Genomic DNA, 26,051 nt, shown 5'->3' with positions numbered 1-26,051 from the left:
CTACTATCCCTTCTATATTCAAAATTTTCCACTCTCCTTCCTCTATCAACCTGTTTTCAACTTCTCCCTGTTATTCATATATCATCCTACAATCTAATTCTTTATTTTTTCATACACCATGAAGTCTATAAACCATAGAAATATATACATGAGCACTGACGCCCCTTTATCATCTATTTTATTTATAGAATAACTATCCAATCTGATATCCTCATATTCTTTTCTAAATAGTCCAGCTTTTTCTTTCACTGAAACTTTTCCAAATATATTTTTAAAGTACAGACTAACTGGTGTACCAAAGTTTCTTTTTTTAATGCATTCTAAAAATTTAATAGCATTGGCTTCTGGTGTACAATCTTTAATAGTAAAGTGCTCATAACTATTTTCAATTTTTCTTGGTTGCAATTCTTCAAGTAGCTTATTCATTTTTTGTAACTTCTTTTTGTGATCAGTGCATTTCCTAGCTATATCAAAAAAACTTGTTTCTTTACTTTTCTTTTTTCCTCTAGATACTCTTTTCTTCTTTTTTCACTTTCTAAAGACTGAATCCAGTCATTCACATAAAATAAAATAGCAAATGTCTTAATAGCAACTATCTTATTATTATAATTCAATTCCCTACTATGTAGTATACCGTTTCTATAAGGTAAATAAATCGGTTCTACATTAGTTTTTGTTCTATTTGTCTTTAAAATATCTACAAGAGAATTTAGTCCTATAGAATGACCTGCAATGCTATCCCATACGTCTAAGTCTGTCGCATCAGCAAATAACCCTGTTGGGTTAATGTCATTAACTATTCCATCAACCAACGTCAACACAATTGGGATACAGCTATGATATCTTTCTTCAAAATAATCTTTTTTAGCCAAATTTAGTAACTAAGCTCTTTCTTGGAATATAGGTCTATGAAGATAATATGTTAATTAGCCATTCTAGTTTTCCTTCATAATAAGACTTTCCCCATCTATTCCTGTTCCACAGATTTTTTCATTACTTCTACATCTAAAGAATCATGTGCAATCCATCCTCTAGAAGAAAATATTTCATTAAACCTATCTGCTAATCCTTTAATTTCTAATATCTTTTTTTCTAGCAGATCAAAATCTTCATCAATTTGAATACCAAACAATGAGGAAATGCCGCTTAGAAGCTTAGCTCCTTGTATACTTTTTTCTAAATCACGTATAGTTTCATTTTAGCTATCTTATCTCTCATTAAATCATCTCATTTTTATTATATCATCGTTCTTTAACCAATGATAACCAATAGAAGCTATTGTTTGCTATTAGAAGCTGGAGAATCTGTTAAGGTAGTTCAACAACGATTAGGGCATGAAAATAGTAAAGTGACATTAGACATCTATGCACACATTACAAACAACGCCCCTAAGAAAACTGGTCAAGACTTTGCTGATATGATGGATAATCAGTAAAAAAACTGGTCATTTCTACTATCAAGACAAAACAAAAAAGCTAGAATCCTTATACATCAAGGGTTCTAGCTCATATAATAGGTTTACCCCACACTACCTTCCAGTACCTGTATAGTGTTTTCTACAAATTTTAACAACTTCTAACCACTATTAAATCAAGATTTTTATATCTAGTTAGTTTTATGGGAATCGTATGACTTTTTTGAATTGGTGTTAGTTTTGGTGTTAGATATCTGTTAACTAATCTAAATCAATTTACAACTGCAAAATTATATGAATTATTAGTTGAAAATTTTAGTTTCTAGTATTTAAATTTCATATTATTCAACTCTATTGCTATTAGCTAATTTTTAGCGGTTGTTATAAACTTTTAAGCAGTAGGTGGTAGGGTTAAGAATATTGGTAAGTTAAGAAACACTAAAAATGATTTTATACATATAAATTCAAATAGAATATTAAACTTAATAATATTATTACTTTCCCAATTGAAATAGTTCCAGAAAAATTTTTTACCTCAAGGAATATTTGAAATTAAAATTAATCGGATATAAGTAGGAAATTCCCCTTATCTTTATACGATTGGGAACAGCGTAAGTTGGGATGTTTTCTAAAAGAGAGTAAAATTAAGGGGTCAGATGGTAGCATCGCAAAAAAACTGACTGTAAAACTTTGGAGAAAAGGTGTAATTCCAAAGGTGGAAATTTATTCTGGAAGTTCTGCAACTCAGTATTATATCCGAAAGTCTGGACAGTTTATATATGGTAAATTAGATTTTTTGAACCAAGCATTTGGAGTAATACCACTTGAGTTAGATGGGTATGAGTCAACTCTAGATTCCCCATCTTTTGATATTGAGGAAAATATGAATCCAATATTTTTATTAGAGTATGTATCATTAGCACGTTTTTATAAATTTCAAGGAAACTTAGCAAATGGTTCAAGGAGAGCGAAAAGAATTCATGTTGATACGTTTTTAAAAATGCCAATTCCTGCGCCAAGCTTCGAAGAACAACAAAAAATCGGTAACTTCTTTAAACAACTCGACGACACTATCGCTCTTCATCAGCGTAAGATAGATAGTTTAAAGCTATTAAAACATGCTTTTTTACAAAAGATGCTTGTAAATCAAGGTTTTTTTCCAGAGGTGAGATTTGCTGATTTTGAAGAGAAATGGACACAGCACAAGCTGGGAGACATTACGGAAAAAATTGGAAGCGGAAAGACCCCGAGGGGAGGAAACGCAACTTATTTGAATCACGGAATAAGGTTAATTCGATCTCAAAATATATTTGAAAACTTTGTGCACTTCGATGATGTAGTTTTCATATCGAATGAAGTTGATGAGGAAATGAAAAATAGTAGAGTTCAGAAAAACGATATATTACTTAACATTACAGGTGCATCAATTGGAAGAAGTGCAGTCTATCAACTTTCTGAAAAATCTAATGTAAATCAGCATGTTTGTATTATACGACCTAAAAATAAATATGATCCGAAATTTATTCAATTAAATATCTCATCTCAAAATGGACAAAAGAAAATAGAACTTAATCAAGCTGGTGGAGGTAGAGAGGGTTTAAACTTCCAACAAATTTCAAAGATGACGTTTGTTTATCCATCGTATCAAGAACAAAAACAAATTAGTCATTTTTTGCAAATAATTGAAAACACAATTGATCTTTATCAAAAAAAGCTAAATAACCTAAATCAACTAAAAAAAGTATTCCTCCAATCTATGTTTATTTAAAAATTTCTTCACAATTAGTTTAAACTTCCTAATAATTAACAAGTAACATCAAAATTATTAGGAGGTTTTTATATTGAAAAAAAAGAGAGCGCAACTGTTTTACAAGTATTTTGAAGAATGGATTGAACTATATAAAGTAGGATCAATTCGTTCAATTACATTGGAAAAATATTACATGAGTTTGCAATGGATAACTAAATTAGCACCTGATCTCAAGCTTAGTGATTTAGATAGACGAAGCTATCAAACACTGTTAAATAAGTATGCGGAAGATCATGAAAAACAAACAACAATGGATTTTCACCATCAAATTAAAGGCGCTATCCTTGATGCGGTTGATGAGGGGATATTGACTCAAAATCCAACCAGAAAAGTCATTATCAAAGGAAAAGCGCCTAGAGAAAAGAAACCCAAGTTTTTAAATCAACACGAGCTTCAATTATTATTGCGTGAATTAGACTTGAGTTCAGAACTAAATTGGGATTGGTTTATTTTATTGGTAACAAAAACAGGCTTAAGGTTTTCCGAGGCATTGGCACTCACTCCAGGTGATTTTGATTTCTTTAATCAAAAGATAATTATTACAAAAACATGGAATTACAGAAATTCAATTGGTGATTTTCAACCTACTAAGAATGCTTCTTCTGTGCGAAATATTCAAATGGATTGGCAATTAGCCATGCAATTTTCTCAATTGGTCAAAGAATTAGATATAGACAAACCTATTTTTGTAAATAAACGCGTATTTAACTCCACGATAAATAATCGTTTGAAAGTTTTATGTATGAACGCAGGAATTCCTGTCATAACAGTTCACTCTTTAAGACATACACATGCATCACTGCTATTATTTGCTGGTGTATCGATTGCCAGTGTGGCAAAAAGACTAGGACATTCAAGTATGACTACTACACAAGAGACTTATCTTCATATCATTCAAGAATTGGAAAATCAGGATAATGATAAAATTATGCGTCATTTAGCTGCATTGGTATAATAAAAAGGCGTCTAGGCGCCTTTTTATATAAATATTTTTTGTGAAAAAGATTTCTTTAATTGCTTAAAATTGTCTAATTTATTTTGATGAAGAGCGATAGTATCGTCGAGTTGTTTGAAAAAGTAACCGATCTTTTGTTGTTCATCACGACTAGGCAGACCTATTTCTGTTTCCAAAATATTTTTATTGTAGAGTCTCTTAATTGTACTACCTTCTAGTCCATGCCATTTAACGATATTATAAAACTGTTTTAAAAATGAATTAACTAATTGATTATCATGTTTGAGCCATACAATATTAGAATCTTGAAAGTACTCGTCAGCTCCTGTATATTCAACCACTCTTCCAATACTGCCTGAAGCAGAAATCAAGAGGTCTCCCTTTTCAGGATAAGGATATTTTTCTTTGTACTCATCGAATAATCTTCTTGAAATAAATGAGTCTGGAACAGACCCAAATGTTCCAATCTTGTAAAATGGAATATCTCCTCTTTCAGATGTTTCTTTCTTAAAAATTCGCTTATTCATAGCAACAGTACCAAGATCTCCCAACTTACGCTGTTCCCATTTTTCGTCGAAATCAGCAAATCTCACCTCTGGAAAAAAACCTTGATTTACAAGCATCTTTTGTAAAAAAGCATGTTTTAATAGCTTTAAACTATCTATCTTACGCTGATGAAGAGCGATAGTGTCGTCGAGTTGTTTAAAGAAGTTACCGATTTTTTGTTGTTCGTTCCTATTATCAGGAACAAGAAATTCTGTTTCTGATACTTTTTTCCAATCTGATCGAGGCATTTTTGTACCAGAAGTATCGTTAGCTACTCTTTGGTATTTATCCGATTGAATCAAAGAATAAATAAAGTCGGAATCACTTTTTATAACTCTGAAAACCCAAAAGTCTCCCAATGCTACCCCTGTAAAAGAGGGTTTGAGCCAATTTTTCAAATATGGACGCAACTTTCCATATAAAATATCATTTGGTAGAAATTCTACTCCTTTTCTATTGTCAAACTTCTGACTCACATCTTTATTAAGTCTACCTTCTCCTGCTAAGATATCTTCAAATTCAATTTTTGGAAGACTGTTGGAGTTAGTAATTTTATTGACTCTAACTACTAAATTATTAAACTTACGCTGTTCCCAATCTTCAAAAAAACCTTTAAACCTCAGTTTTGGAGCATTTTTTTCTCGCACTATTCAAACACTCCTTTTGCAGCTTCTATCAAATCTTTAGTCTCAGGAGTAACAGCTAATTCGTTTAAAATAGAAAGAAACTCTGACTCAGCTTGTTTGATTTCTGCATTGATTTTAGCGATTTCTTGACTCACCGCTACGATATCAATTGGGTCTTCTTCTTCAAAAGTATCTACATAACGAGGAATGTTTAAGTTATAATCATTCTCTTTTATTTCATCTAAACTTGCAACATGGGCATACTTTTCGACTTCTTTACGTTGAACAACTGTGTTGACGATTTTTTCAACATCTTCTACTCTTAATCGTTTTTGATTTTTCAGTTTTTCAAAGTCTTTGCTTGCATCAATAAACAGAATATCCGACGCTACGCGATTTTTTTTTAAAATCAAGACACAGACAGAAATAGGTGTATTTAAGAATAGTTTATCAGGAAAACCTATCACTGCTTCAATTTGATGGCGATCAATCAAAGCTTTACGAATGCGACCTTCTGCTGCGCCCCTAAACAACACGCCATGAGGTAGAATGATTGCCATTCGTCCATTATCTTCTAAATGATATAAACAATGTAATAGAAAAGCATAATCTGCCTTGGTTTTCGGGGCTACACCATATTCACGCCATCGGGGATCATCTTCACGATCTTTACTGTTCCAATGGGCAGAATAGGGTGGGTTCGCCATGACTGCATCAAACATACGAGGATTATCTCTACCATCAACGACACCATCTGGCCAGTCACTTTCTAGTGTATCTGCATGGTTGATGCTGATATCATTATATTCCACACCGTGCATCATCAAGTTCATGCGCGCTAAACGATAAGGCGTTGCATCCTTTTCCTGTCCGTAGTATTTAATCATTCCACGATTATGGGAATGCTTCATAAAACTCGCTGTAGTCAATAACAATGATCCTGAACCAACAGTTGGATCGTAGATGGAAAATTTCTCCTCCTCTTCTCTACCGTGGGTCAAAATTCTTGCCATAATGGTTGAGATTTCTTTTGGTGTGTAATATTGCCCCATATCGGAAGCCAATACTGTAGCAAACTGTGCCACCAAGTATTCGTAAATATCTGAGATGGCATCATCGCCACCCGACAAATCAAACTCATGGGCTGATAGCAATTCAATCATTGAAATCATTACGCTTGCACGTGCTTGTGCATTTGCACCTAAATCAGCACTATCAAAGCGCATCCCATCGAAGATCCCTTCAAAGTCTCCCTTTGCTTCCAATGCTATTTGTTGATTAAAGTGTCCAAACGTATCAGTCATCAAACCGATATTAAACTGATCTTCATCAATCGCAGCTTTCCAATCAGAAAAGAAGTTGCCAGGTTGAATGGCATAACCTAGATTTCGCTTCATATAATCTAGACTTTTCGCCGAATCTTGGGCATAAATTTCTTCCCACGTCTTTCCCCGTAAAACCCCTTCTAACCATTTTGTCGCCTTTTCAGATAAGTATTTATAAAACAAAATACCAAAAATATAATCTTTATAGGCTGTTAAGCCAATTTGTCCCCGGGTTTGATTAAGCATAGCCCACATCTTTGTCTGCTGTTCTTTCGATAATGCCATCTGTGCTTCTCTCACTTTCTACAAATACATCAATTTTTAAATTCTTCAAAAAAGGACATTAACGCGTCTTCAAATTCTGAAGCTTCAAAGAAACCAATATTTTCTTGATCTTCGATACGGTTAACTATCTCATGGAGCTTTGGATTTTCTATCAACGAATGCCCTGGCATATAGGTATCGTATGCCTCTAAAATCATATTACTGTTAACATTCTGGTTGGCAGCCCATCGACGTATTTTGAGTTCACGGCGTTCTGTTCGATATTTTTTGCGGGTATTTTGCAGCGATTCTGTTGTAAAATGTTTTGTAATTTCTCCTGCTTCAATATCTTGAACAATATCCTTAATTTCTTGGCGATTCTCATCATCCAACGGCGTAATATGTTTTTCAATTGCTTCTTTGTTGGTTGTGCTTTTGTCATCCATAAAGGTATTCAGTAATTCAACCAACATGTCATAATCAATAATTTGATGATTATAAAACTCAAGCCCAACTTTAATCTCTGTTAAATCTGGACGATCCTTTTCTGGTAACCGTTCACGAGCATCATTTAGCCTTGCCTGCAACGCACCAAATTCCTCATTACTAGAGATATCCAAACGAACCATCTCACCTGTTGGTTCTCTTTTATCGTCTAATAGCTCTATTTCACTTCCCAATTCGTATCCTTGTTGAACCAAGCGTTGAATTTTGTTCTGCGTTGCAAGTCCTAGATTGACGAATTCTTTCAAATCATTTTCTCCGCGAGGTGTTTTGCCAAAATGCTCATCAGATAGCTCTTTTAAGCGAACAACAGCACTTTCTAAGTCAAGAATTTGATGGCTTTGCGGTTTTGCTAAGATATCATCTTTTTCAAAACCTTTGATTTCTTGCTCTGTTGTTTCTTGTTCTGCTTCTTCTAAAGTATCATTTCCACCTTTAGTATAAATGCGTAACGCATTTTCAACATATTCTTGCATCTCATCCCCTTGACGATAGAAACGGACTTTTCCATGGGGTTTACTGTTGCGATTGTATGTCCGATTCGTTCTGGACATTGCCTGAATCAACATACCTTCTTTAAGCATTTTATCCATGTAGATCATATTGACAAATTTAGAATCAAAGCCCGTCAAAAGTTGATCTGAAACGATGACCAAATCTAATCGGTCTTCAGCTAATCCTTTATTATACGGTTTTTTTCGTGCCAAACGTTTCGTGATATCTAACATATACGCACGAGTAGGGTCTTTAGCATCCAAAATACTTGGAACATTAAATTTCTGTGTATATTCTCGAATGGCCTTCTTCAATGATTCATTGAGTTCTTTTGTTCCTGGCTCATTGGATTCATCACGAGAGAACGTCATCGCTACGTTGAGATGCGGCGCATTCTCTTTAAAAATATTGTAATAGTGTACAACGGCTTGTTTACCTGATACAGCTAACATCGCTTGGAACACATTTTCTTCCCTTATGCCTGATATTAAAGCGCCACTCGAAGTCTTTTTCCAGTTTTTGAGAATATCTTCTATAACTTCCTGTCTATATACAGCGCTCTGATAAATCTCTTTTTCATAATCTTTCTCAGAAAAATCATCTACTGGATTTTCAATCACCCAATGCGGACGGAAGTAAGTAATATCAAATCCCAAAACATTTCCATCACCAATTGCATCTTTGATCGAGTATGTGTGCAGTCGCTTGCCAAAAATATCATGGGTTGAAATGTCGCGTGACGTTTTGATATCGTTTAATTCATCGGAATAAAAATTGGGTGTTCCTGTAAAGCCGAACCAAGTCGTCTTCTTGAATGCTTGCTTGATCAATTGTACTGACTCACCACTAGCACTGCGATGAGCTTCATCCATAATGATGACATTCCAATCCCCATTCTTTAAACCGTTCTTCACTGCTTTGGTTAATCCTTGCACAGATATTAATAATATCTGCGAAGCCCCTTTATGCTTCAACGCCTGTTTTAGTTCTCGACCATTAACTTTTTTAATCCGTTGCTTAAAATGGATATAAGCAAAATCTTTGAAATTCTCCAATGTCTGGTCAATTAGATCGACACGGTCAACAATGAATAGCACATTTCGGATTCTTGGGGCAGATGCCAGAAGTTGCGCCACTTTAAAAGAGGTGACTGTTTTCCCCGACCCTGTTGTATGCCAGATATAGCCTCCTTCTTTTTGAATCAAGCCGCTAGTTTCCATTTCTTTCATCCGTTGCAAAATTTGGCGTGTTGCTTGAATTTGATAACTACGCATCACCATCAAATTATCATTCGAAGCATCGGGAATCATATTCACAGTAATCAATCGATGTAACGCTGGTATCCCCATCACTTGATGCACGAAAACAAAGGCATCCGTTACATCGTTGTTGTTTTCATCTCGCCATCCAAATACATAGGTCTTATTGTAATGTTCAAAAGCATTCGGTCTCGCAAAATAATGAGCAGAATGTTGACTCAACATAAACTGCACTTGGACAAATGCGAATAATCCATGGTATAAACCGTCACCATGGTATCCTTTCAACTGCTCAAAGGCGCTCCACTGATTTTGCAGATGTTCATCTTTTTCTTCTATATGCGCAACAGGTATGCCATTGATTAGGAGTGCAAGATCAATGATACGTTTTGTAGTTAATCCTTTAGGCAATTCGGTAAAATTGATTTGACTAACCACTTCATATCGAGAACGACCTCCGGCAACATCATCTTCATAAAAGATTTCAATTTCAATATTTGATCCATCATCTCTTGTTAGTGGAATCGATCCGACACCGCCTGCACCAACCAGTAACAATTGCGCATCATAAGGTGTCCTTATACGTTGTAATTCCTGCAAAATTATACCAAACTCAATATCCGATAATGGTATGCCATTCAATTTATGCGCATTTGTTTCATTTAACACTTCTCGCCAGTGCTGCTCGATTTTTTTGATGCTGACATTAGACAGATCTTCTCGATAAGTCCACCCTTCAGCTTCAAGTTTTTTTATCAATGCTGCTTCAAACTTTGCTTCTGCCAAATGCATCCTTCCTTTCACTATATTCTATTTATTAATTTATCTTTCGTTAAAACTTATGCTGAATTACAGCGTGAGTTATAATATATGCTTATTATATCATTGATTCACTAAATAATATTGTACTAATTAAATTGTAATGATGAACCTGAATAAGCTAGATGTGCCTTTAGAAAAGTAAACTGGCTTGTTTCGACTAATCATCGCACATAACTTTTAAATGTTATTAAGTTGTCTTAGTTTTGAAAGAAACAGATTTTTATAATCTTTTTCAAAATAACCCCAAAAAAATATTTTGATACAAATAAAAAAATCATGTCACATTAGCAGATTTACATCGTCTCAAATAAAAGTAATCTGGTGAAATGCTCCTATCCAACACCAACCAAGAGCCCACATCATCCTTCAAGTCATACTTATACAGTGTCAATTCGCTGTCATTCATATATCCAAACGGACTATCTGGTTCATTATACAAAAAGAAATTCCCCTGTAAGCTGTCACAATGAGAACAAACATTAGCAAAGTAGCTTCTCTTTTCTGTGTAGGAGTACTTAAATTTACATCCAAACTTCGTCGAAAGTTCTTCTCTTATTTTTTTAGGAATTTCATCATTTAATGCCCATAACTGGAGATCATAACCAGTATCTTTTTGAACTGAGACTGTTGGTCTGTCTAAATCAATAATATTATCTGATAAAGCTCCTACAGCATAAACCTTCGTATTTTTATGACACTTCCAACACGACTGTTGACCTTCAACAATTAAAAAGTTGTCTTTGACGATAATACATCCATCAACCCACTCTTTGAACTTTACATAGTCATTTTGATTTTCAACATACCACTTTTTTTCTTTTGGATCCCACTTCGCACCTAATTGTTTAGCCAACTCTTTTTGTTCAAATGGAACAGTTAAATAAAGCATAATACAACCTCCTTAGTGAGCGTTTTCACTTATGATACCATACTTTTTTAGTCACACTGTCCATTTTCCAGCTTTTCGACTAAAAATCGCGGAAATATATTCTATAATTTTAAAAATACGTTTTCTTGTAGAAAAAGTAAAAAAGCTCCTCATTCATAAAAAATAAGGAGCAAAAGACTATTCATCAATGGTAATATTCTCAATATCCGTATCTGGTTGATCAAATTGAAGTGAAACTAAATCTTTTGTTCTGAAGGCTATAGACCATCCCAGAGGCTCAATAGGAAAATAATTATACGTACTTTCATAAACTTGGGGCGCTCGTACTACAGTCGGAGCCGTAATTTCATAAGTTACCTCATTTTGCACTGTACGCATTTGATATTCTTTGTTGGAGATTGCCTCATTGATTGTCTCATCATTTACATAATTGTCCCCAATCGCATACAAATCTCCTTCCACATTATATAAACCTGTATAACTAGAATCAGGGTAACTCACTTCATGAATAATAAATGAAAACTCTTCCTTCTCTGTCTGATTTCCTGATGAATCAGTGATAATATTGAAATAAAAATCTGATGATTCGATATCAATTGGGTTCAAATTATTATCTGATTTCATCTTGGATAGGAATTCTTTTCCTGATTTTACTATGGAACTGTCGCTTTTCTCTAACAGCTCCTCCGCCATTGCAATATCTTCTCGTACACCTTGAATTCTAGCTGATTGATAATCAAATTCATCTTGCTTAACTTTTTCTACTATCTCTTCATCTGTCATCTTAGAGACTTCGCCGATAGTTAACTTAGTATTCTTATATCTGCTAATTTTATTATCCTTATCAAATACTAAAATAGACTCAATTGCTGTATTTTTTCCAAAATCATCTTTTGTAACATACCATAGTTTTGTCTCTTTACCTTTATCATTCATATAGTCAGCAAACGTATAGGATACGTTCTCTTGAACCATGGGCTCTACTGGAGATCCTTGATTTTGTTCATTCTTGCTATTACTTTTACATCCGGTAACCGATATTAAAATCAATATGGTTATTGGGAACATATAAACTAAGTGTTTCAATCTTCTTCTCATTTATAAATTCTCTCCTTTTAGTTGGTCAAACGCTCATTTTCCAATTGTTCATCTAAAATACTCTCTAATCCAATTTTTTTCAATCGTGGAATAGCAATTAATCCAATGAATGGCGTCAATAACCAAGCAAGCAGAAAGAGTGTTGGTTTTAATACCATATATCTAAGGATGTACATATCAGTGTACTCACCTTTTTTTATCTCTGCTGTCTTTCTTGATCGATATTCTTTGAGATCCGCGTTATATAAGTTACCAAATCGATCAACTGTTCCAGAAACCGTTCGTTTCACATCGTCAGTTGTCGTCCGATCAATATGGTTACGCCCACTTAAAACTTCCGAGATATGTTTTGACACTTTTTTCTTTGCAAAAAATGCATCATACATAGGATTATTTTCGATCCAGAGTTTCACAAAAGGAAAATATATTGCAATTAACAGTCCATAAACCAACTGAAAAATTAGAGCAATAGCTTCTCCAAAACTATAAATCATGCTAAAGGTGAAGAGCGTTTCAAGAATCCCTACCATAAATGCTAAAATCCCCATAGCAACAAAGAATATTGCAATCAATGTACCCACATTTAAGAAAAATTTTTTACGAACTACCAACATTTTTTGTACCATATTCACATAAACCATTCTCATCCTTCTTTCTACAAAAAATACTTATCTATCTTTTCAATAAATCCATAAATACATATATGTATTATTTTACACAACGAAAATACATTTGTCATCTGATTTTTTCCTCCTTAAAGCTCTATCATTAAAGAGTAAGGAGGTGGCATTTATGCTAAACAAAATGGTTGCGGACCAAATCCGTCATTATCGCATCAATAAAAAGATGACATTAGCTGACTTGTCTCGTACCTCAGAAATTGATGATACGTATTTAGGACGCGTTGAGCGTAATGAAATCAATATCACCCTCAATACACTTGAGAAAATTATCAAAGGTCTTCACATGACACCTGCACAGTTCTTTGGCTTTCTAGAATTTGAATCAGATAACCCCGAGTTAGTTAAGGTAATTGATCAGATTCAAAAATCACCTAAACAAAAACAATTAACCTCTATCGCACGAGAGATTGTTAATCTATCTGAGCCATAAAGAATTGGTCTTATGCCAATTCTTTTTTATTTTGAACAAGAAAAAAGCCTTAACCCTCGGGGCTAAAGCTATCATACACGATTCAATTTTAAAAATAAATACCTCAAAGGATCATGAATTAATTTCGTAATTAATAAAATAATAAAAATTTTTGTCAAATTAATTTTAAACCTCCTGTCAAGTAACGTCAAGTGTTATATGACAAACTGTGTCAAACCAAGTTTATAAAAATTGCAAACGTTCTACGTTTGCCGATAAAAAGCTTGAAATAACTGCTAAGATGGAGGAATAAAATGCCAAATTATCAAATTAAAGACGGAATTCAATCCTATGAAGCAATGAATGCACAAGAGCATTTATTAGCTGCGACAGCCGACCAATTATCGAACAAAGAACTCATTGAACTTGCTTTAGAGTTGTCACCAATTGAAGCTGCTGAAGTCGCTCTTACAATCAACAATGTCCAAGAAATCACATGGTTGATTGATGATATCGATAAGCCTAATTCTGTTCAGATGCAAGCAATGTTCGAACTTTGTCGTCGTTATTGTCTGAGTTCATTAAAAAAGAGCGTTCCAATCGCTTCATCATTTGAACTAGCACAAAGATTAATTGGTGAAATGAATCATTTGACACAAGAGAACTTTCTCTTGCTCACTCTTGATACAAAAAATAAGCTGATTAAACAGCACACTTTATTCATTGGAACATTAAATCAAGCAATTGTTCATCCGCGAGATATTTTTCGACAAGCTTTACTAGATAATGCTGCGCGTATAATTTGTGTGCACAATCATCCTAGCGGTCATCCCGCACCCAGCACAAATGATCATGCTGTAACAAAGAGAATAAATATTGTCGGTCAAGAAATAGGAATCCCCTTATTAGATCATCTGATTATTGGTGACAATCATTATTTCTCATATGCCGAAGAAACAGATTATTTGCAATAGCACTCTGTTTATCCGCATAATAAAATAACGACAAAAAAAGAGATGTCAAAGAAAAATGATCCGTTCAAAATATTCTATCGAAATCATCAATGTTTCTTTAACAAAATCTTTTTCCAACTTTTTTCCGACCTTTACCTAGTGGGCCCTCGGTATACATTAATTAATGATGATAGATGATTTTGGGCCCACCTGTTCGTGATAACAACAAGTGGTTTTGGCGAACGAGGGCCCTCTGGGCCCTCATGAATGCGTTGCATTCAATTTCTTAATCGCTTAACCCCTTGTAACAACTATAGTTCATTAATGAGGACCCATCTCCTATAATATCGAGGGGACACTCAACAAGAGCATAAGGAGTGAGTATGACAAAAATTATCTGCGATGATTTTTGCCACTCAGCATAGCTGAGCCCACTCGTTTATTTTTTTGTCTGGCTAGCAGTAAAAACAGAAATTTATCCGACGCCTATCCCTCTGAAAAAAAGAACACTTATTTCTTTATATAACAAGTATAACTTATTTTGACAAACTCATTCAATGACTTTTTTTATTTCTACATAGTTGCAGGCAAACAGCGCAAGACGAGATTGTTTTGCGTTTAGTTTGTTACTTTGTTTTACTAAAAAATTAAGTTGTCTGACATCATAAAAATATTTTTCCTCATCATAGATATCTTTTGAATAGATGCGGTCATCTTTTAAATTCTCATTGATCGTGGTTTGCAAAAGGTTTCTAGCGTAGTTATGACCAATCATTGTTTCTTCTGTATACTCATCTATTGTTAACAACTCTTCTAATAAACTGATAAATTCTTCCGAAGTCAATAAGGAATGGACATAGTCAGATGTTAAATCCTTCATAACATTATTGCTTGAAAAATGTTCGGTTCGGCAATCAAACAACTGGGATTGAAAAAAATCACAAAATCTTTTACCATGCCTTTCCCAAACTTCATTAAAAGCTTTAATAAAAAGTGGGAAACGAATCTCTAACCAGCCAATAGCTAAATCTCCATATTGACCTCTATTTAATAAAAGTTGTGTCGGTGCTTGCTTATATTCATCCAGTTGCTGACTCAAGTTCAACAAACTATCAAAAAAATCCATTGAGTAATCCAAATTTCCAAATAGTAGTTTTAAGTACAAGTTAGAACTTTTCTCAAATTCATGTTCATACTCTGATGCCAATAATTGATAATCTCTTCTATTTGTTTTATTGAAGAAGAATGGATATTCCTCATGCAGATAGTCACTGATTCTTGCTACGATTTTTTTCGTTTTCGCTCTATTATGTCCAATAAATACTGCTGTTGCTTCTTCTTTTAAGGATTGATTAGTCAAATTAAGCATTGAGGTTCGTATAAATTCGGACTCATCTTCTATCGGATCAACAAAAAAAGGATGCCACTGTTGATTCGCTTTTGTATTACTTACCCCGTTCATAAGTAAAGACAATAAAATTAGTTTGATTAATCGCATACGTTCTTCATATTCACCAAATAACAGTTTTGTGCGACTCATTTTAAATATCTTTTGAAATAAATCAATTTGCGTCTCTGAAAGCAAATAAGGATTTTTCCCCTCAATATTTCTACCGTTTTCAATGAGAGAAAGGCGCTGCCTATCCATAAACAATCCTTCTCCTTTCAACATCTCAATAAAATCGGCTTGTGCTTGTCCTATTACATTTTTCCGATAAAATCGAACTCGATTTCCGATACTTTTATACAAGTAATATTGAAAATTGATCATTGCTTCTCCTTTATGAATGTAGTAGATTTTTCTTTTTTTTCTACTAAAATTATACCACCCCTCACTTTTTTTGCTAGCTTATAGTGTTCTTATAGCAAGAACTTTTTGTTCTGCTATTAGAATTCGCTATAACTAAAGAAAGGAGTACCTTGTATGAAAAATTTAAAAAATGAATCCTTGATTCTGGGACAATATTTGAATCAAAAGACATTAATGAAAGAATTGCACATTGGATTTGATACATTAAAAGATTTGCATGATCAAGGACTGCAACCTATCACTATTGGTCGTCAGCGTCTCTATGATGTAGAAGAGCTAAAGCAAGTGCTAACAACTCTAAAATTGAATTAATCCAATTGCTTTTGCCACCGTCTGTTTGTTATGAAAAGAGGTGAAATGATGTCAGCCATCTACGAGCAATACGACAAACGAAAACAAAAATTGTGGCGCTTTAAATGCTATTTAGGTAAGAATGAATTTGGAAAAGATGTTCGTACTACTCGTAGTGGCTACAAAACAAAAAAAGAAGCGCAACAAGCCTACAGACAACTCCAGATGAATTTCGATAACAAATTGCATCGTCAAAGCGGTCATATGACTTTTGAACATCTTTATGATGAGTTTTTGGAAAGTTATCGTAATAAAGTCAAACCATCAACAATTATGATTTTACGCCGAGCAATTGAAGATCATGCACTAACTTATATTGGCAAAAAGAAAATCAGTGATATCACCGTTCGTTTTTGTACACGTCTGAATGACGAATGGATAGCAGCTGGATTCAAGCAAGCTTATTACTTTAGAAGAGCTGTCGCTCAAATACTTCAATATGGGGTGCAACAGGAATTGATCCTTGAAAATTCTATGCGTAAAACCGCACCAATTAAAAGAACTGAAATTGATGAAAATTTGGTAGCAACAGAAACGATCACTGTTTACACACCGAAAGAATTATCAGAGTTCTTATCTTGTTGTCACTTACATGGAAACTTGAAGATTGAAACTTATTTTCGCGTCCTTGCTTATACAGGTGCTCGAAAATCAGAAATTCTCGCACTAGAATGGCAAGACATCGATTTTGATACAAATAAACTAACGATTAGTAAAACTCTTGCGGAAGTTGAACAGAACCCAACAACTAAAAAAACGAAAGTTGTTAGTCATCGAGCGAAAACAAGTGCAGGGAAAAGAACAATCTCTCTTGACTGGCAAACCATACAACTTTTAAAAAACTGGCAACAACGTCAAAAAAAGGAGCTTTCTATACTAGGTTTAAGCCATCAAAGCAATAAACAGCTAATCTTCCCCAATCGCTCAAATAACTTTTGTCGTCCTGGCCAACCAAATGATTGGTATGATATGATCGCTAATAAATATCAGCTTGAAAAACGGATAACTCTTCATGAATTCAGAAAAACCCACGTTTCCTTGTGCGCAATGGCAGATATGAAACTAGAGGATATCATGTATCGTGTTGGCCATAAAGATTCAAAAATGACAAAACAAGTCTACAACTATTTTTATCCTGAACGAGAAGAACGAAGTGCTGATAAATTTGCTCAATTTATTGAGCAAGAAAAAGATTTGTTTTAATCATTTTAATAAATTTTGGGATACAAAATAGGCTAGTATCATCAAATAAAGTGATACTAGCCTATCTGTCTCATCAAATTTCTACCAACTCAACGAGAACAAACTACCAAAATGGTATGTTTACCTATTTTTCTTTTGATGCACTAACTTATTGCTTGTAGTAAACTAGTTAAAACAAAAAACATTTCAAGGAGTGATTTAATGTCCCAATTGAATCAAACATACGAAAATTATTTACAACAACCAGAAGCGTTATCTTTTACTGAAATGAACACCATCTATCAAGAAATATTGAAAAATGCTGATATGAATGATAATGATTTTATCGGGATTTGGGAAGAGCTGATGGGTGCTGCTATTCGTTATACAGTCATTCGTGCAGAATGGCCTCAATTTTCTAGGGAACAAAAACTGGAAAAAGATTCCGAACGAACGAATATTCACAATACCATTATCGACCATTTCATCCTATTGGAACGCATCTTTCAATTAAACCATTGGGATAGTCATTCTTGGACATCACACTTATTCTTACAGGAAGAGCAAGAACAACGCACAAGAAGTGATGTGAATGACCACCGACAACGGATTGGTGATTTCGCTAATTATTTGGTATTTGTGTCAGCGGTTAATGGACGATAGGTATGAAAATCACGATTCTATAAGTTCTCATCATAGTAGATTAGCAATATTTTTTTCTCACGTTTACTATGATGGGAGCATACCATTAGATTATCAGCTCTTCTACTTTTTTTAATAGCTTTTTACGTCTGTTTTTTATTTGTTCCCTCATTAAATCCTATGTCAGAGGAGATATTTGATCAATTTTCTTTTGCCATCTACTAATATAGTAAATAAATTTTCCAAATTTACTCCCTTTACTGTCCCATACACCCATATCAAAAAAAATCTATAAATATACCTTTGACAAATTAGATAACCCGAGTTCTTAACTCGACTTTTTCTCTAGCAGCTCTGATCGCTTTTTCAACTTTTCTATCTTATTATTAATCCTTTTTTTGTAGTTGGTATAGCGCAAAAAAACGCTCACCAATATTAGACTACAGGTGAACGTTTTTTTCTAAAATTATTCTATTTCTCCGTATGGTAAAGAGTAGGTCGAATTGAAACTTCAGTATAGTCTTTTATTGCTTTAGAATACGGATAAATATCATTCGCTTTTTCAACAATACTTTGAACAATTTCTAATTATTGAACTGCAGATTTAGTCTCAACGTTTATTTCAGATTCCACTTAAACTAGTTTTTTATGAAATTTGACTATATGTGTAACTTCTGAAAGTTAATGACACTCATGTTGAACTCTAACAATTTCTATTAGCCAATAAAAGCAAGTACTGCCTTTTAATGAAAATAATTGTTCTAGACTTATTTTACTTCGAGGTTCCATCTGACTTTCAACAAATATAATCATTGAATACTTTTAGTTTTCACTTAAATAAATCAAGCTCCATCTGGGATCATCTTTGACTGTATATCCTGTTAGTTCTCTATAAAAATATTTTTTATCAAACTTAATTATTTTAATGATTTTATCTTCGTTCATTTTGAAGTCTTTTAACAACTCACTCCGAGAGAATTCAACAATTTCTAAAATCATTTGTATTTCAGCATCAATACTAAGCAACTTTCCCATTTTAAGAAAAAGATTATCATCATCATAAAAGATCGCTTTGAACTGTTCACAAAGCTCGCAATAGTATTCAAAAATTTTAGGATAGCTGCCAGTTATTTTCGCCTTTATTAGTATTTTTTTTGAATAAAGCAAATACTCTTCGGGTTTTGTAATTGTTTCTGCTAACATTTTTCCACCACTCACTTCGAATGTTTAAGTATAATTTGAAGAAAACTCAAAATGAATAATCACAACAGTAAATTTTAATCCAAGAAAATCGTTTGAGTTAATTTCAGTTACAATATTTTTATAAACTAGATTTAATCCTTATAGAATACAACTATTTATAATGTCGATTTAATTTTTTGACGAAAATAAACAATTAATCCTATAAGTATCAGTATAATAACGCCTAAGATTTCCATCCACATTAGATCTTGATCATTAGTTTTGGGAAGTTTCTTATCATGATTACTACCTTTTGCCGAATTTTCAATTGTAGAAATTGTTTTATTCTCAAATTCTCCTACATCAACTAAACTTGGATCACCCAGGGCTTCGCTGTCAATTGTAAATTCAACAGGTGTCTCATCTAACACATATCCTCTAGGCGCTTTTGTCTCAATAAATTGATAGTCTCCTGGTGCCAGATTTTTTACCATTACAACCCCCTTATCATCCGATACAAGATCTTGTATAACTGTTTTTCCTTCTTTATCGATGAGCTTGAATTTTGCGCCAGGCAATGGGTTTTCTTTACTATCTGTTTTCAACAATTGTGCGGATCCTTGATAATTTACAAAACTTTCACTTGCTACAACCACTTCGGGTTCATCTGCTGCTTCTGCTTTTATCGTGAAGTTGACTACTGTCGAATTAAGGATAAAGCCTTCTGGTGCTTTTGTTTCAATAAATTGGTAATCACCTGATGCTAAACCTGTTGCTGATACTATTCCGTCAGCATTTGAAATTATTCCTTCTTTAATCACTTCACCTTTAGTATCTACAACTTTAAATTCTGCGCCAGACAGTGGGTTACCTTTACTATTCGTTTTTAACAATTGTGCAGATCCTTGATAATTTACAAAACCTTCACTTGCAATAACTACTTCGGGTTGTCCCTCTATTGAGTACTTTATAGAGAAATCTGTTGCTGTTGGATTAATAATGTATCCTTCTGGTGCTTTTGTTTCGATAAATTGATAGTCTCCTGGTGCTAATTCTGTGATTGATACGATTCCTTTTTCATCTGAAACAAGGCCTTCTTGAATTGCCTTACCTTCCTTATCTACAACTTTAAATTCTGCGCCAGACAGTGGATTACCTTCATTATTCGTTTTCAACAATTGTGCGGATCCTTTATAGTTTACAAAACCTTCGCTTGCCACAACTACTTTTGGTTGTCCTTTCGCTGAACCTTCAATCGTGAAAACAACTGGTGTCGTATTCAAAACATAGCCTTCGGGTGCTTTTGTTTCGATAAATTGATAGTCTCCTGGCGCTAATTCTGTGATTGATACGATTCCTTTTTCATCTGAAACAAGGTCTTCTTGAATGGTTTCTCTCTTATTATCTACAACTTTGAATTCTGCGCCAGACAGTGGATTACCTTCATTATCCGTTTTTAACAATTGTGCAGATCCTTTATAGTTTACAAAACCTTCGCTTGCCACAACTAATTTAGGTTGCCCTTTTGCTGAATCTTCAATCGTGAAAGCAACTGGTGTCGTATTCAAAATATAGCCTTCAGGTGCTTTTGTTTCGATAAATTGATAGTCTCCTGGTGCTAATTCTGTGATTGATACGGTTCCTTTTTCGTCTGAAACAAGGCCTTCTTGAATGGTTTCTCCCTTATTATCTATAACTTTAAATTCTGCGCCAGACAGTGGATTACCTCCACTATCCGTTTTCACCAATTGTACGGATCCTTTATAGTTTACAAAACCTTCGCTTGCCACAACTACTTTTGGTTGTCCTTTCGCTGAATATTCGATTGTAAAAGCAACTGGTGTCGTATTTAAGATATAACTTTCGGGTGCTTTTGTTTCAATAAATTGATAGTCTCCTGGTGCTAATTCAATTACCGATACGATTCCTTTTTCGTCTGAAACAAGACCTTCTTGAATGGTTTTGCCTTCCATATCAATAACTTTGAATTCTGCGCCAGACAGTGGATTATCTTCACTATCCGTTTTCACCAATTGTGCGGATCCTTTATAGTTTATATAGTCCTCACTTACCGCAACAACTGCCGGTTTACTAGCTGTTGAGGTTTCAATTGTGAAAACAATTGGTGTCGTATTCAAAACATAACCTTCTGGTGCTTTTGTTTCGATAAATTGATAGTCTCCTGGTGCTAATTCTATGATTGATACGATTCCTTTTTCATCTGAAACAAGGCCTTCTTGAATTGCCTTACCTTCCTTATCTACAACTTTGAATTCTGCGCCAGACAGTGGATTACCTTCACTATTCGTTTTCAACAATTGTGCGGATCCTTTATAGTTTACAAAACCTTCGCTTGCCACAACTACTTTGGGTTGCCCTTTTGCTGAATCTTCAATCGCGAAAACAACTGGTGTCGTATTCAAAATATAGCCTTCGGGTGCTTTTGTTTCGATAAATTGATAGTCTCCTGGTGCTAATTCTGTGATTGATACGATTCCTTTTTCGTCTGAAACAAGGCCTTCTTGAATTGCCTTACCTTCCTTATCTACAACTTTAAATTCTGCGCCAGACAGTGGATTACCTTCACTATCCGTTTTCAACAATTGTGCAGATCCTTTATAGTTTACAAAACCTTCGCTTGCCACAACTACTTTGGGTTTCCCTTTTGCTGAATCTTCAATCGTAAAAGCAACTGGTGTCGTATTCAAAACATAGCCTTCGGGTGCTTTTGTTTCGATAAATTGATAGTCTCCTGGTGCTAATTCTGTGATTGATACGGTTCCTTTTTCGTCTGAAACAAGGCCTTCTTGAATTGCCTTACCTTCCTTATCTACAACTTTGAATTCTGCGCCAGACAGTGGATTACCTTCACTATCCGTTTTCACCAGCTGTGCAGATCCTTGATAGTTTATCCAGCTACCTAAGTTTACAAATGGAATTACTCCGTTTTCATTTTCTACTAGTGTAAAGATTAACGGCTTATTGTCCAAGATGTATCCTTCGGGAGCTTTTGTTTCAACAATTTGATATTCACCAGGAACTAATCCTTCAACTGTAACAATACCTTTTTCATCTGAAACAACTTTTTCATATCCTTTTATAACCTTTCCTTCGTTATTAAGAATTTCAAATTCTGCACCTTTTAATGGGCTTGTTGTTTCACCAGAAACTGTTGATTGTCCGACTTTGTTAAATGACACTTTGGTCAATTCATTTAGTATTTTTTCAATTTTAAAAGTACTATTTTCCTCATCTTTTGTAACCGAAATTCTCTTCCCATGTAACAACTCATTACTAATTGTATACCCAATAGGAGCTTTTGTTTCAATTACAAGATAATCTTGAACACGTAAGTTTCCGATTCTCAACTCTCCGTCTGTATCAGTATCACCTTCACGGACAAGTTTATCCTTTTCACCATTTTCATTGATAGTCCACAATTGTAAATGCGCGTTTGCCAGTTTCGTACCGTCTTTACCTTCTTTAACTAGTGTTACTGATCCTTTTGATCCAGTAGCACTTCCCGAACTATTAGATACAACAACAGCTTTTTCGATATCTTGTGTCACTACTTTTTCGTTTACTGCTGATATAGTAGCTCCATTTGTGACTGTATCTGTTGTTTTTTCAGAAGTAATTAACGCCCTATACTCCACAATGTATGAAGTTGTAATCTTGTTTAACAACTCAATTGTAATGACTTGTGCACCTGTCTCATTATTGGTATCAATCGTTATAGTGTAATCTTCTCCCTCTTTCAGAACAATGTTTTTATCTTTTGTAATATTGCCTGAGTGATCAACTATTGTACCAAAGATTAAAATGTCATTATTTGTTACAAACTGATTCGCTGATGGTGTATCCACAATTTTCACATCATGTAATGTTGACTGTGAACCATTAACTGTCAAATCCCATTTAACATAACCACTATCATCTGGATCTTGTTGTCCTGATTTAGTTACTAATTCACCCGAGTGGGCTGGTGAAATGCTTGCATCTAAATCATGAGAAATCCCATTGTTTTCAAATGTAGCCTTATTATTATAAGTCTTTTCATTGATAATCTCTCCATCCAAGCTTGTTTCAAATACAAGCACATAAGCTTGAGTACTACCCTCTGGTAAATTAACTTTAACAGAGGAGTTTTCAGTCGTTGGTTCCGTAATGACACCAGTTACTTCATTGTTTAGAGTATACGTACCATTCTTATTGATAGTTGCTTCATACAGTTTTGCACTAGTTTCAACATAATCTTGCGGTTCGATAATTGGATCAATAATAGTTGCATTGGTTAATTTCTGTTGATTGAAATTTACTGCAACTGTCCATGTAATTTTTTTAGTTTTTGCATTGTAATTTCCACTCTTTTGCCCATTAAACTTGAAAGCAGGAACTGGATCAAATGGTATCGATTCCTTATTGCTGTGTTCATCACCAAATGTATCCTTCCATTTCATTGAAGCATCATTGGTAAATTTAATAGAATCTTCGTTTCCTGTTCCTTCATCAATTACACTTGTATCAAATTTCGTTTTATATCTAATAGTAAATTTGTGGTCAGTGCCTTCTTTTAAATCACCATTGAAAGATACATTAAAGCCACTATCTTTTTTTGTTAAAGTATACTGATTTTCTTCTAATACTTTGTTGCCATCAGAGGTATCAACGATTTCAAAACTCTCGTCAACTAAGATTAATCCTGCAGAGAATACATCCTCCAAGGTCCAGTTTGTCATCCAATATCCCGCATTATTAATTTGAATTTCCCATGGAATTTCACGGGCAGAATAATCAATTTCCCCATCAATTCTCTTAACAATGCCTTGTTGTGTCGCATTGCCTTCACTTCCGCTTTCATCATTATTATCTGTTTTCACAAAGTTGGAAATTTCTGTATTTTCATCAACAATATCATTTACTTTTGTTTGATAATCTATCTTCACCGCATAGTCAATTTCCTCCAGAAATTCAATCGTAAACACATTCGGATTAGATGAATCTTTAACAAGTTTGTAAGTCGTTCCTTCTTCCAGAACAGTTCCTGTAACTTCTTTTCCATCTTTATCAAAGGTAATTTTGTGCAGCTTAACAGTACCATCTACCAAACTCAAATTTTCACTCATTGTATCAGTTATTGATGCACCAACAGCATGTTTTTTCTCATTGTAGTTGTATTGTACGGACCATTTGTAGACTTGGTCTTTACCTGTAGAAGACGGCCCAGATTTTGAAATTGGTCCTTTGTATTGTGCAATTACACTTGCTTCTGCTGATGTTGTACTTTTCCCATCATCTAAAGTTGCTTCATTTTTAAAAGAAACATTTCCACCTTTTTCAGGCTTTTGATCTTCTTCAATTTTTGATTCATAAACAACATGGAAAGCTTTATTAGTTTCTGCATAGTCACCAATAAATGTAATCGTATCATTTTCTTCCAACGTATAATCTATTCCTTCAACTAATGGGTTATCTAAATCTATATTTGTAACATTACCATTTACATCGACTGTTTCTGGATAAACCTCTACTCCAATTAAAGTTGTCCCTTTAGGCATTGGGTCCTTCAGTGTACCATTAATCATTTTATTTAATGGGCGATTGATATTGACCTCCCAAACAACTTTGCTTGGATTTGGAGTCCGATCAAAATACCCGCTCTTATCAATTGCTTGATCATACTTAGGTCTAATATGGATTTCTGAAGTTGGAAAATTTTCTTCTGTTGGTGTTTTAATAACAAGATCCCCTGGTTCAACTGTTTTATCAAACTTCGTAGAATAGTTGAAATCACCTGATACATCGTGGTCTGTTTCAACATTTTTGTTGAAAACAATATGAACCTTACCGTCAGCTGTGATTTCGTAAGAGCCATATTGTCCTAGTGCCCCTGCTAATGATCCCGTCCCAGGAAAAACTTGGACACCGTCAGGTAGTTGGAAGTCAAAGTAATCTCCATCTTTGATTGTCCCAAACAATTCTTCAGGAATACGCCACTCGTATTTAACTTCAACATTTGCATCTACTGGTACGCTTGTTTGATCAGGATATGGAGTGCCATCTTTATCTGTGTAAAGAATATTTGCACTCTCAATGATTGTTGATGGCATTCCCAATGAAACTAATAAACTTCGAACATCCTGAGGATCTTTGGATCCTTCTTTTTCGTCTTTCTTCACTTGCTTGGAATTCTCTAATGATTCTGATGATTCAACACTTGAATTGTGTGTAGTGGATTCAGTTGTTGTTGTCTCTTTTTCTAATTGTTCAGAAGTTTCATTACTAGACTCATTTTTTGAAGAAATAATTGTCGATTCTTTTATTGAATTAGTTTTTGTAAGTGTAGATTGAACTACTTGTGATCCGCTAGTAGCAATGAGGGTATCCTCTTCTAAATTTGATGAATCTAATTCAACAGTCAAGCTGACCGAAACAGTTAATCCAGGAGCAATCTTCATCTCAATTTTGTTTTTATTCACTACATAATCAATTTGATTAGATTCTGTTTTACTTTCTGCCGTTACATTTTTTACGATTGCATTTTCATTAAAGGTTACAACCTGTGTATCTCCTTCCTGACTGTTAATTGAAATATCTAATTTTGCTTCAATTGTATTATTTTCTTCTTTTGTAACTATCAAAGAATTTAGTTTGAATTCCTCTTGATAATCTAAGGCGAATACGACTACTGGCATTAAATACTGTATAAGAATTAATAAACTCATAAAGCAAAACATTGTTTTTCTTATCTTTTTCATATACATTAAATTGCACTCCTTTTCCTTAACTATTAATGAACACTACAAAAATTTCTTAGAAGATTTAATTCCAA

General features: G+C 34.1%; 19 protein-coding genes and 1 pseudogene. 8 read left to right on the top strand and 12 right to left on the bottom strand.

Translation table 11 applies throughout. The features are described from left to right. Positions 1–93: 93 nt before the first annotated feature. The 3 genes from IGI78_RS02800 to IGI78_RS02790 form a co-directional block, all read right to left on the bottom strand. Complete coding sequence (locus IGI78_RS02800) at positions 94–426, bottom strand: hypothetical protein (protein ID WP_195265285.1); 333 nt, start codon at positions 424–426, stop codon at positions 94–96. 38 nt (positions 427–464) lie between these two features. Further along, entirely contained in the window at positions 465–872 is a 408-nt protein-coding gene (locus tag IGI78_RS02795) for a hypothetical protein (RefSeq protein ID WP_195265287.1), read from the bottom strand. A gap of 95 nt (positions 873–967) precedes the next feature. Continuing rightward, a complete protein-coding gene (locus IGI78_RS02790) occupies positions 968–1,132 on the bottom strand; it encodes a hypothetical protein (protein WP_195265289.1) in 165 nt (54 codons plus the stop codon). 150 nt (positions 1,133–1,282) lie between these two features. On the opposite strand from IGI78_RS02790, the pseudogene IGI78_RS02785 reads away from it, so the two are divergent. The 3 genes and pseudogenes from IGI78_RS02785 to IGI78_RS02775 all read left to right on the top strand — a co-directional run. Next, positions 1,283–1,435: pseudogene (locus IGI78_RS02785) on the top strand (site-specific integrase); the annotation flags it as partial. Positions 1,436–2,030: 595 nt separating this feature from the next. Further along, positions 2,031–3,182 carry a restriction endonuclease subunit S gene (locus tag IGI78_RS02780; protein WP_430618359.1) on the top strand — a complete coding sequence of 384 codons (1,152 nt, stop codon included), beginning with the start codon at positions 2,031–2,033 and terminating at the stop codon, positions 3,180–3,182. A gap of 73 nt (positions 3,183–3,255) precedes the next feature. Beyond that, positions 3,256–4,179: a site-specific integrase gene (locus IGI78_RS02775; protein WP_430618357.1), complete on the top strand. Its 924-nt coding sequence runs from the start codon at positions 3,256–3,258 to the stop codon at positions 4,177–4,179. Between the two features lie 23 nt (positions 4,180–4,202). Here IGI78_RS02775 and IGI78_RS02770 read toward each other — a convergent pair whose 3' ends face one another. The 6 genes from IGI78_RS02770 to IGI78_RS02745 all read right to left on the bottom strand — a co-directional run bounded on the left by IGI78_RS02770 (position 4,203) and on the right by IGI78_RS02745 (position 12,648). Beyond that, the gene (locus IGI78_RS02770) at positions 4,203–5,372 is read right to left on the bottom strand and encodes a restriction endonuclease subunit S (protein WP_430618355.1); all 1,170 of its coding nucleotides are present in this window, start codon (positions 5,370–5,372) and stop codon (positions 4,203–4,205) included. Continuing rightward, entirely contained in the window at positions 5,372–6,961 is a 1,590-nt protein-coding gene (locus tag IGI78_RS02765; RefSeq protein WP_430618353.1) for a type I restriction-modification system subunit M, read from the bottom strand. Before IGI78_RS02765 ends, IGI78_RS02770 begins: the two co-directional genes overlap by 1 nt. Before the next feature lie 29 nt (positions 6,962–6,990). Continuing rightward, a complete protein-coding gene (locus IGI78_RS02760) occupies positions 6,991–9,984 on the bottom strand; it encodes a DEAD/DEAH box helicase family protein (protein WP_430618351.1) in 2,994 nt (997 codons plus the stop codon). A gap of 310 nt (positions 9,985–10,294) precedes the next feature. Continuing rightward, positions 10,295–10,909, bottom strand: a complete 615-nt coding sequence (locus tag IGI78_RS02755; protein WP_430618349.1) for a DUF5710 domain-containing protein — start codon at positions 10,907–10,909, stop codon at positions 10,295–10,297. Positions 10,910–11,086: 177 nt separating this feature from the next. Beyond that, positions 11,087–12,007 carry a hypothetical protein gene (locus IGI78_RS02750; RefSeq protein ID WP_430618347.1) on the bottom strand — a complete coding sequence of 307 codons (921 nt, stop codon included), beginning with the start codon at positions 12,005–12,007 and terminating at the stop codon, positions 11,087–11,089. 17 nt (positions 12,008–12,024) lie between these two features. Further along, positions 12,025–12,648: a hypothetical protein gene (locus tag IGI78_RS02745; protein ID WP_430618346.1), complete on the bottom strand. Its 624-nt coding sequence runs from the start codon at positions 12,646–12,648 to the stop codon at positions 12,025–12,027. Between the two features lie 151 nt (positions 12,649–12,799). Between IGI78_RS02745 and IGI78_RS02740 the strand changes: the two genes are divergently transcribed. Both IGI78_RS02740 and IGI78_RS02735 read left to right on the top strand, forming a co-directional pair. Further along, positions 12,800–13,120 (top strand): helix-turn-helix domain-containing protein, encoded by a 321-nt coding sequence (locus IGI78_RS02740; protein WP_086270702.1) that lies wholly within the window; start codon positions 12,800–12,802, stop codon positions 13,118–13,120. Positions 13,121–13,413: 293 nt separating this feature from the next. Continuing rightward, entirely contained in the window at positions 13,414–14,073 is a 660-nt protein-coding gene (locus tag IGI78_RS02735) for a JAB domain-containing protein (protein WP_430618344.1), read from the top strand. A gap of 529 nt (positions 14,074–14,602) precedes the next feature. Here IGI78_RS02735 and IGI78_RS02730 read toward each other — a convergent pair. Then, positions 14,603–15,823: a hypothetical protein gene (locus IGI78_RS02730; protein WP_430618342.1), complete on the bottom strand. Its 1,221-nt coding sequence runs from the start codon at positions 15,821–15,823 to the stop codon at positions 14,603–14,605. Between the two features lie 153 nt (positions 15,824–15,976). On the opposite strand from IGI78_RS02730, the gene IGI78_RS02725 reads away from it, so the two are divergent. From IGI78_RS02725 to IGI78_RS02715, 3 genes are all read left to right on the top strand, one after another. Further along, a complete protein-coding gene (locus IGI78_RS02725) occupies positions 15,977–16,174 on the top strand; it encodes a hypothetical protein (RefSeq protein ID WP_252708171.1) in 198 nt (65 codons plus the stop codon). Between the two features lie 48 nt (positions 16,175–16,222). Next, positions 16,223–17,416, top strand: coding sequence for a tyrosine-type recombinase/integrase (locus IGI78_RS02720; protein ID WP_430618340.1), 1,194 nt, complete (start codon positions 16,223–16,225; stop codon positions 17,414–17,416). Positions 17,417–17,617: 201 nt separating this feature from the next. Continuing rightward, positions 17,618–18,058, top strand: coding sequence for a hypothetical protein (locus IGI78_RS02715; RefSeq protein WP_430618338.1), 441 nt, complete (start codon positions 17,618–17,620; stop codon positions 18,056–18,058). 801 nt (positions 18,059–18,859) lie between these two features. Here IGI78_RS02715 and IGI78_RS02710 read toward each other — a convergent pair. After that, on the bottom strand, positions 18,860–19,240 hold the full coding sequence (locus IGI78_RS02710) for a DUF7006 family protein (RefSeq protein ID WP_430618336.1): 381 nt from the start codon (positions 19,238–19,240) through the stop codon (positions 18,860–18,862). 155 nt (positions 19,241–19,395) lie between these two features. After that, positions 19,396–25,983 carry a SpaA isopeptide-forming pilin-related protein gene (locus IGI78_RS02705; RefSeq protein ID WP_430618334.1) on the bottom strand — a complete coding sequence of 2,196 codons (6,588 nt, stop codon included), beginning with the start codon at positions 25,981–25,983 and terminating at the stop codon, positions 19,396–19,398. Positions 25,984–26,051 lie beyond the last annotated feature (68 nt).

This window comes from Enterococcus sp. DIV1767, assembly GCF_050542585.1.
In the GTDB taxonomy this organism is placed as follows: Bacteria; Bacillota; Bacilli; order Lactobacillales; family Enterococcaceae; genus Enterococcus_D; species Enterococcus_D innesii.
Note: the sequence above shows the minus strand (reverse complement) of the source record. Positions and strands in the feature narration are given on the sequence as shown.

Excerpts from the sequence above, each read along its gene's own strand:
- IGI78_RS02800 (WP_195265285.1), bottom strand. The coding sequence starts at position 426 with ATGAATAAGCTACTTGAAGAATTGCAACCAAGAAAAATTGAAAATAGT.
- IGI78_RS02765 (WP_430618353.1), bottom strand. The coding sequence starts at position 6,961 with ATGGCATTATCGAAAGAACAGCAGACAAAGATGTGGGCTATGCTTAAT.
- IGI78_RS02755 (WP_430618349.1), bottom strand. The coding sequence starts at position 10,909 with ATGCTTTATTTAACTGTTCCATTTGAACAAAAAGAGTTGGCTAAACAA.
- IGI78_RS02750 (WP_430618347.1), bottom strand. The coding sequence starts at position 12,007 with ATGAGAAGAAGATTGAAACACTTAGTTTATATGTTCCCAATAACCATA.
- IGI78_RS02745 (WP_430618346.1), bottom strand. The coding sequence starts at position 12,648 with ATGGTTTATGTGAATATGGTACAAAAAATGTTGGTAGTTCGTAAAAAA.
- IGI78_RS02740 (WP_086270702.1), top strand. The coding sequence starts at position 12,800 with ATGCTAAACAAAATGGTTGCGGACCAAATCCGTCATTATCGCATCAAT.
- IGI78_RS02735 (WP_430618344.1), top strand. The coding sequence starts at position 13,414 with ATGCCAAATTATCAAATTAAAGACGGAATTCAATCCTATGAAGCAATG.
- IGI78_RS02730 (WP_430618342.1), bottom strand. The coding sequence starts at position 15,823 with ATGATCAATTTTCAATATTACTTGTATAAAAGTATCGGAAATCGAGTT.
- IGI78_RS02725 (WP_252708171.1), top strand. The coding sequence starts at position 15,977 with ATGAAAAATTTAAAAAATGAATCCTTGATTCTGGGACAATATTTGAAT.
- IGI78_RS02720 (WP_430618340.1), top strand. The coding sequence starts at position 16,223 with ATGTCAGCCATCTACGAGCAATACGACAAACGAAAACAAAAATTGTGG.
- IGI78_RS02715 (WP_430618338.1), top strand. The coding sequence starts at position 17,618 with ATGTCCCAATTGAATCAAACATACGAAAATTATTTACAACAACCAGAA.
- IGI78_RS02710 (WP_430618336.1), bottom strand. The coding sequence starts at position 19,240 with ATGTTAGCAGAAACAATTACAAAACCCGAAGAGTATTTGCTTTATTCA.
- IGI78_RS02705 (WP_430618334.1), bottom strand. The coding sequence starts at position 25,983 with ATGTATATGAAAAAGATAAGAAAAACAATGTTTTGCTTTATGAGTTTA.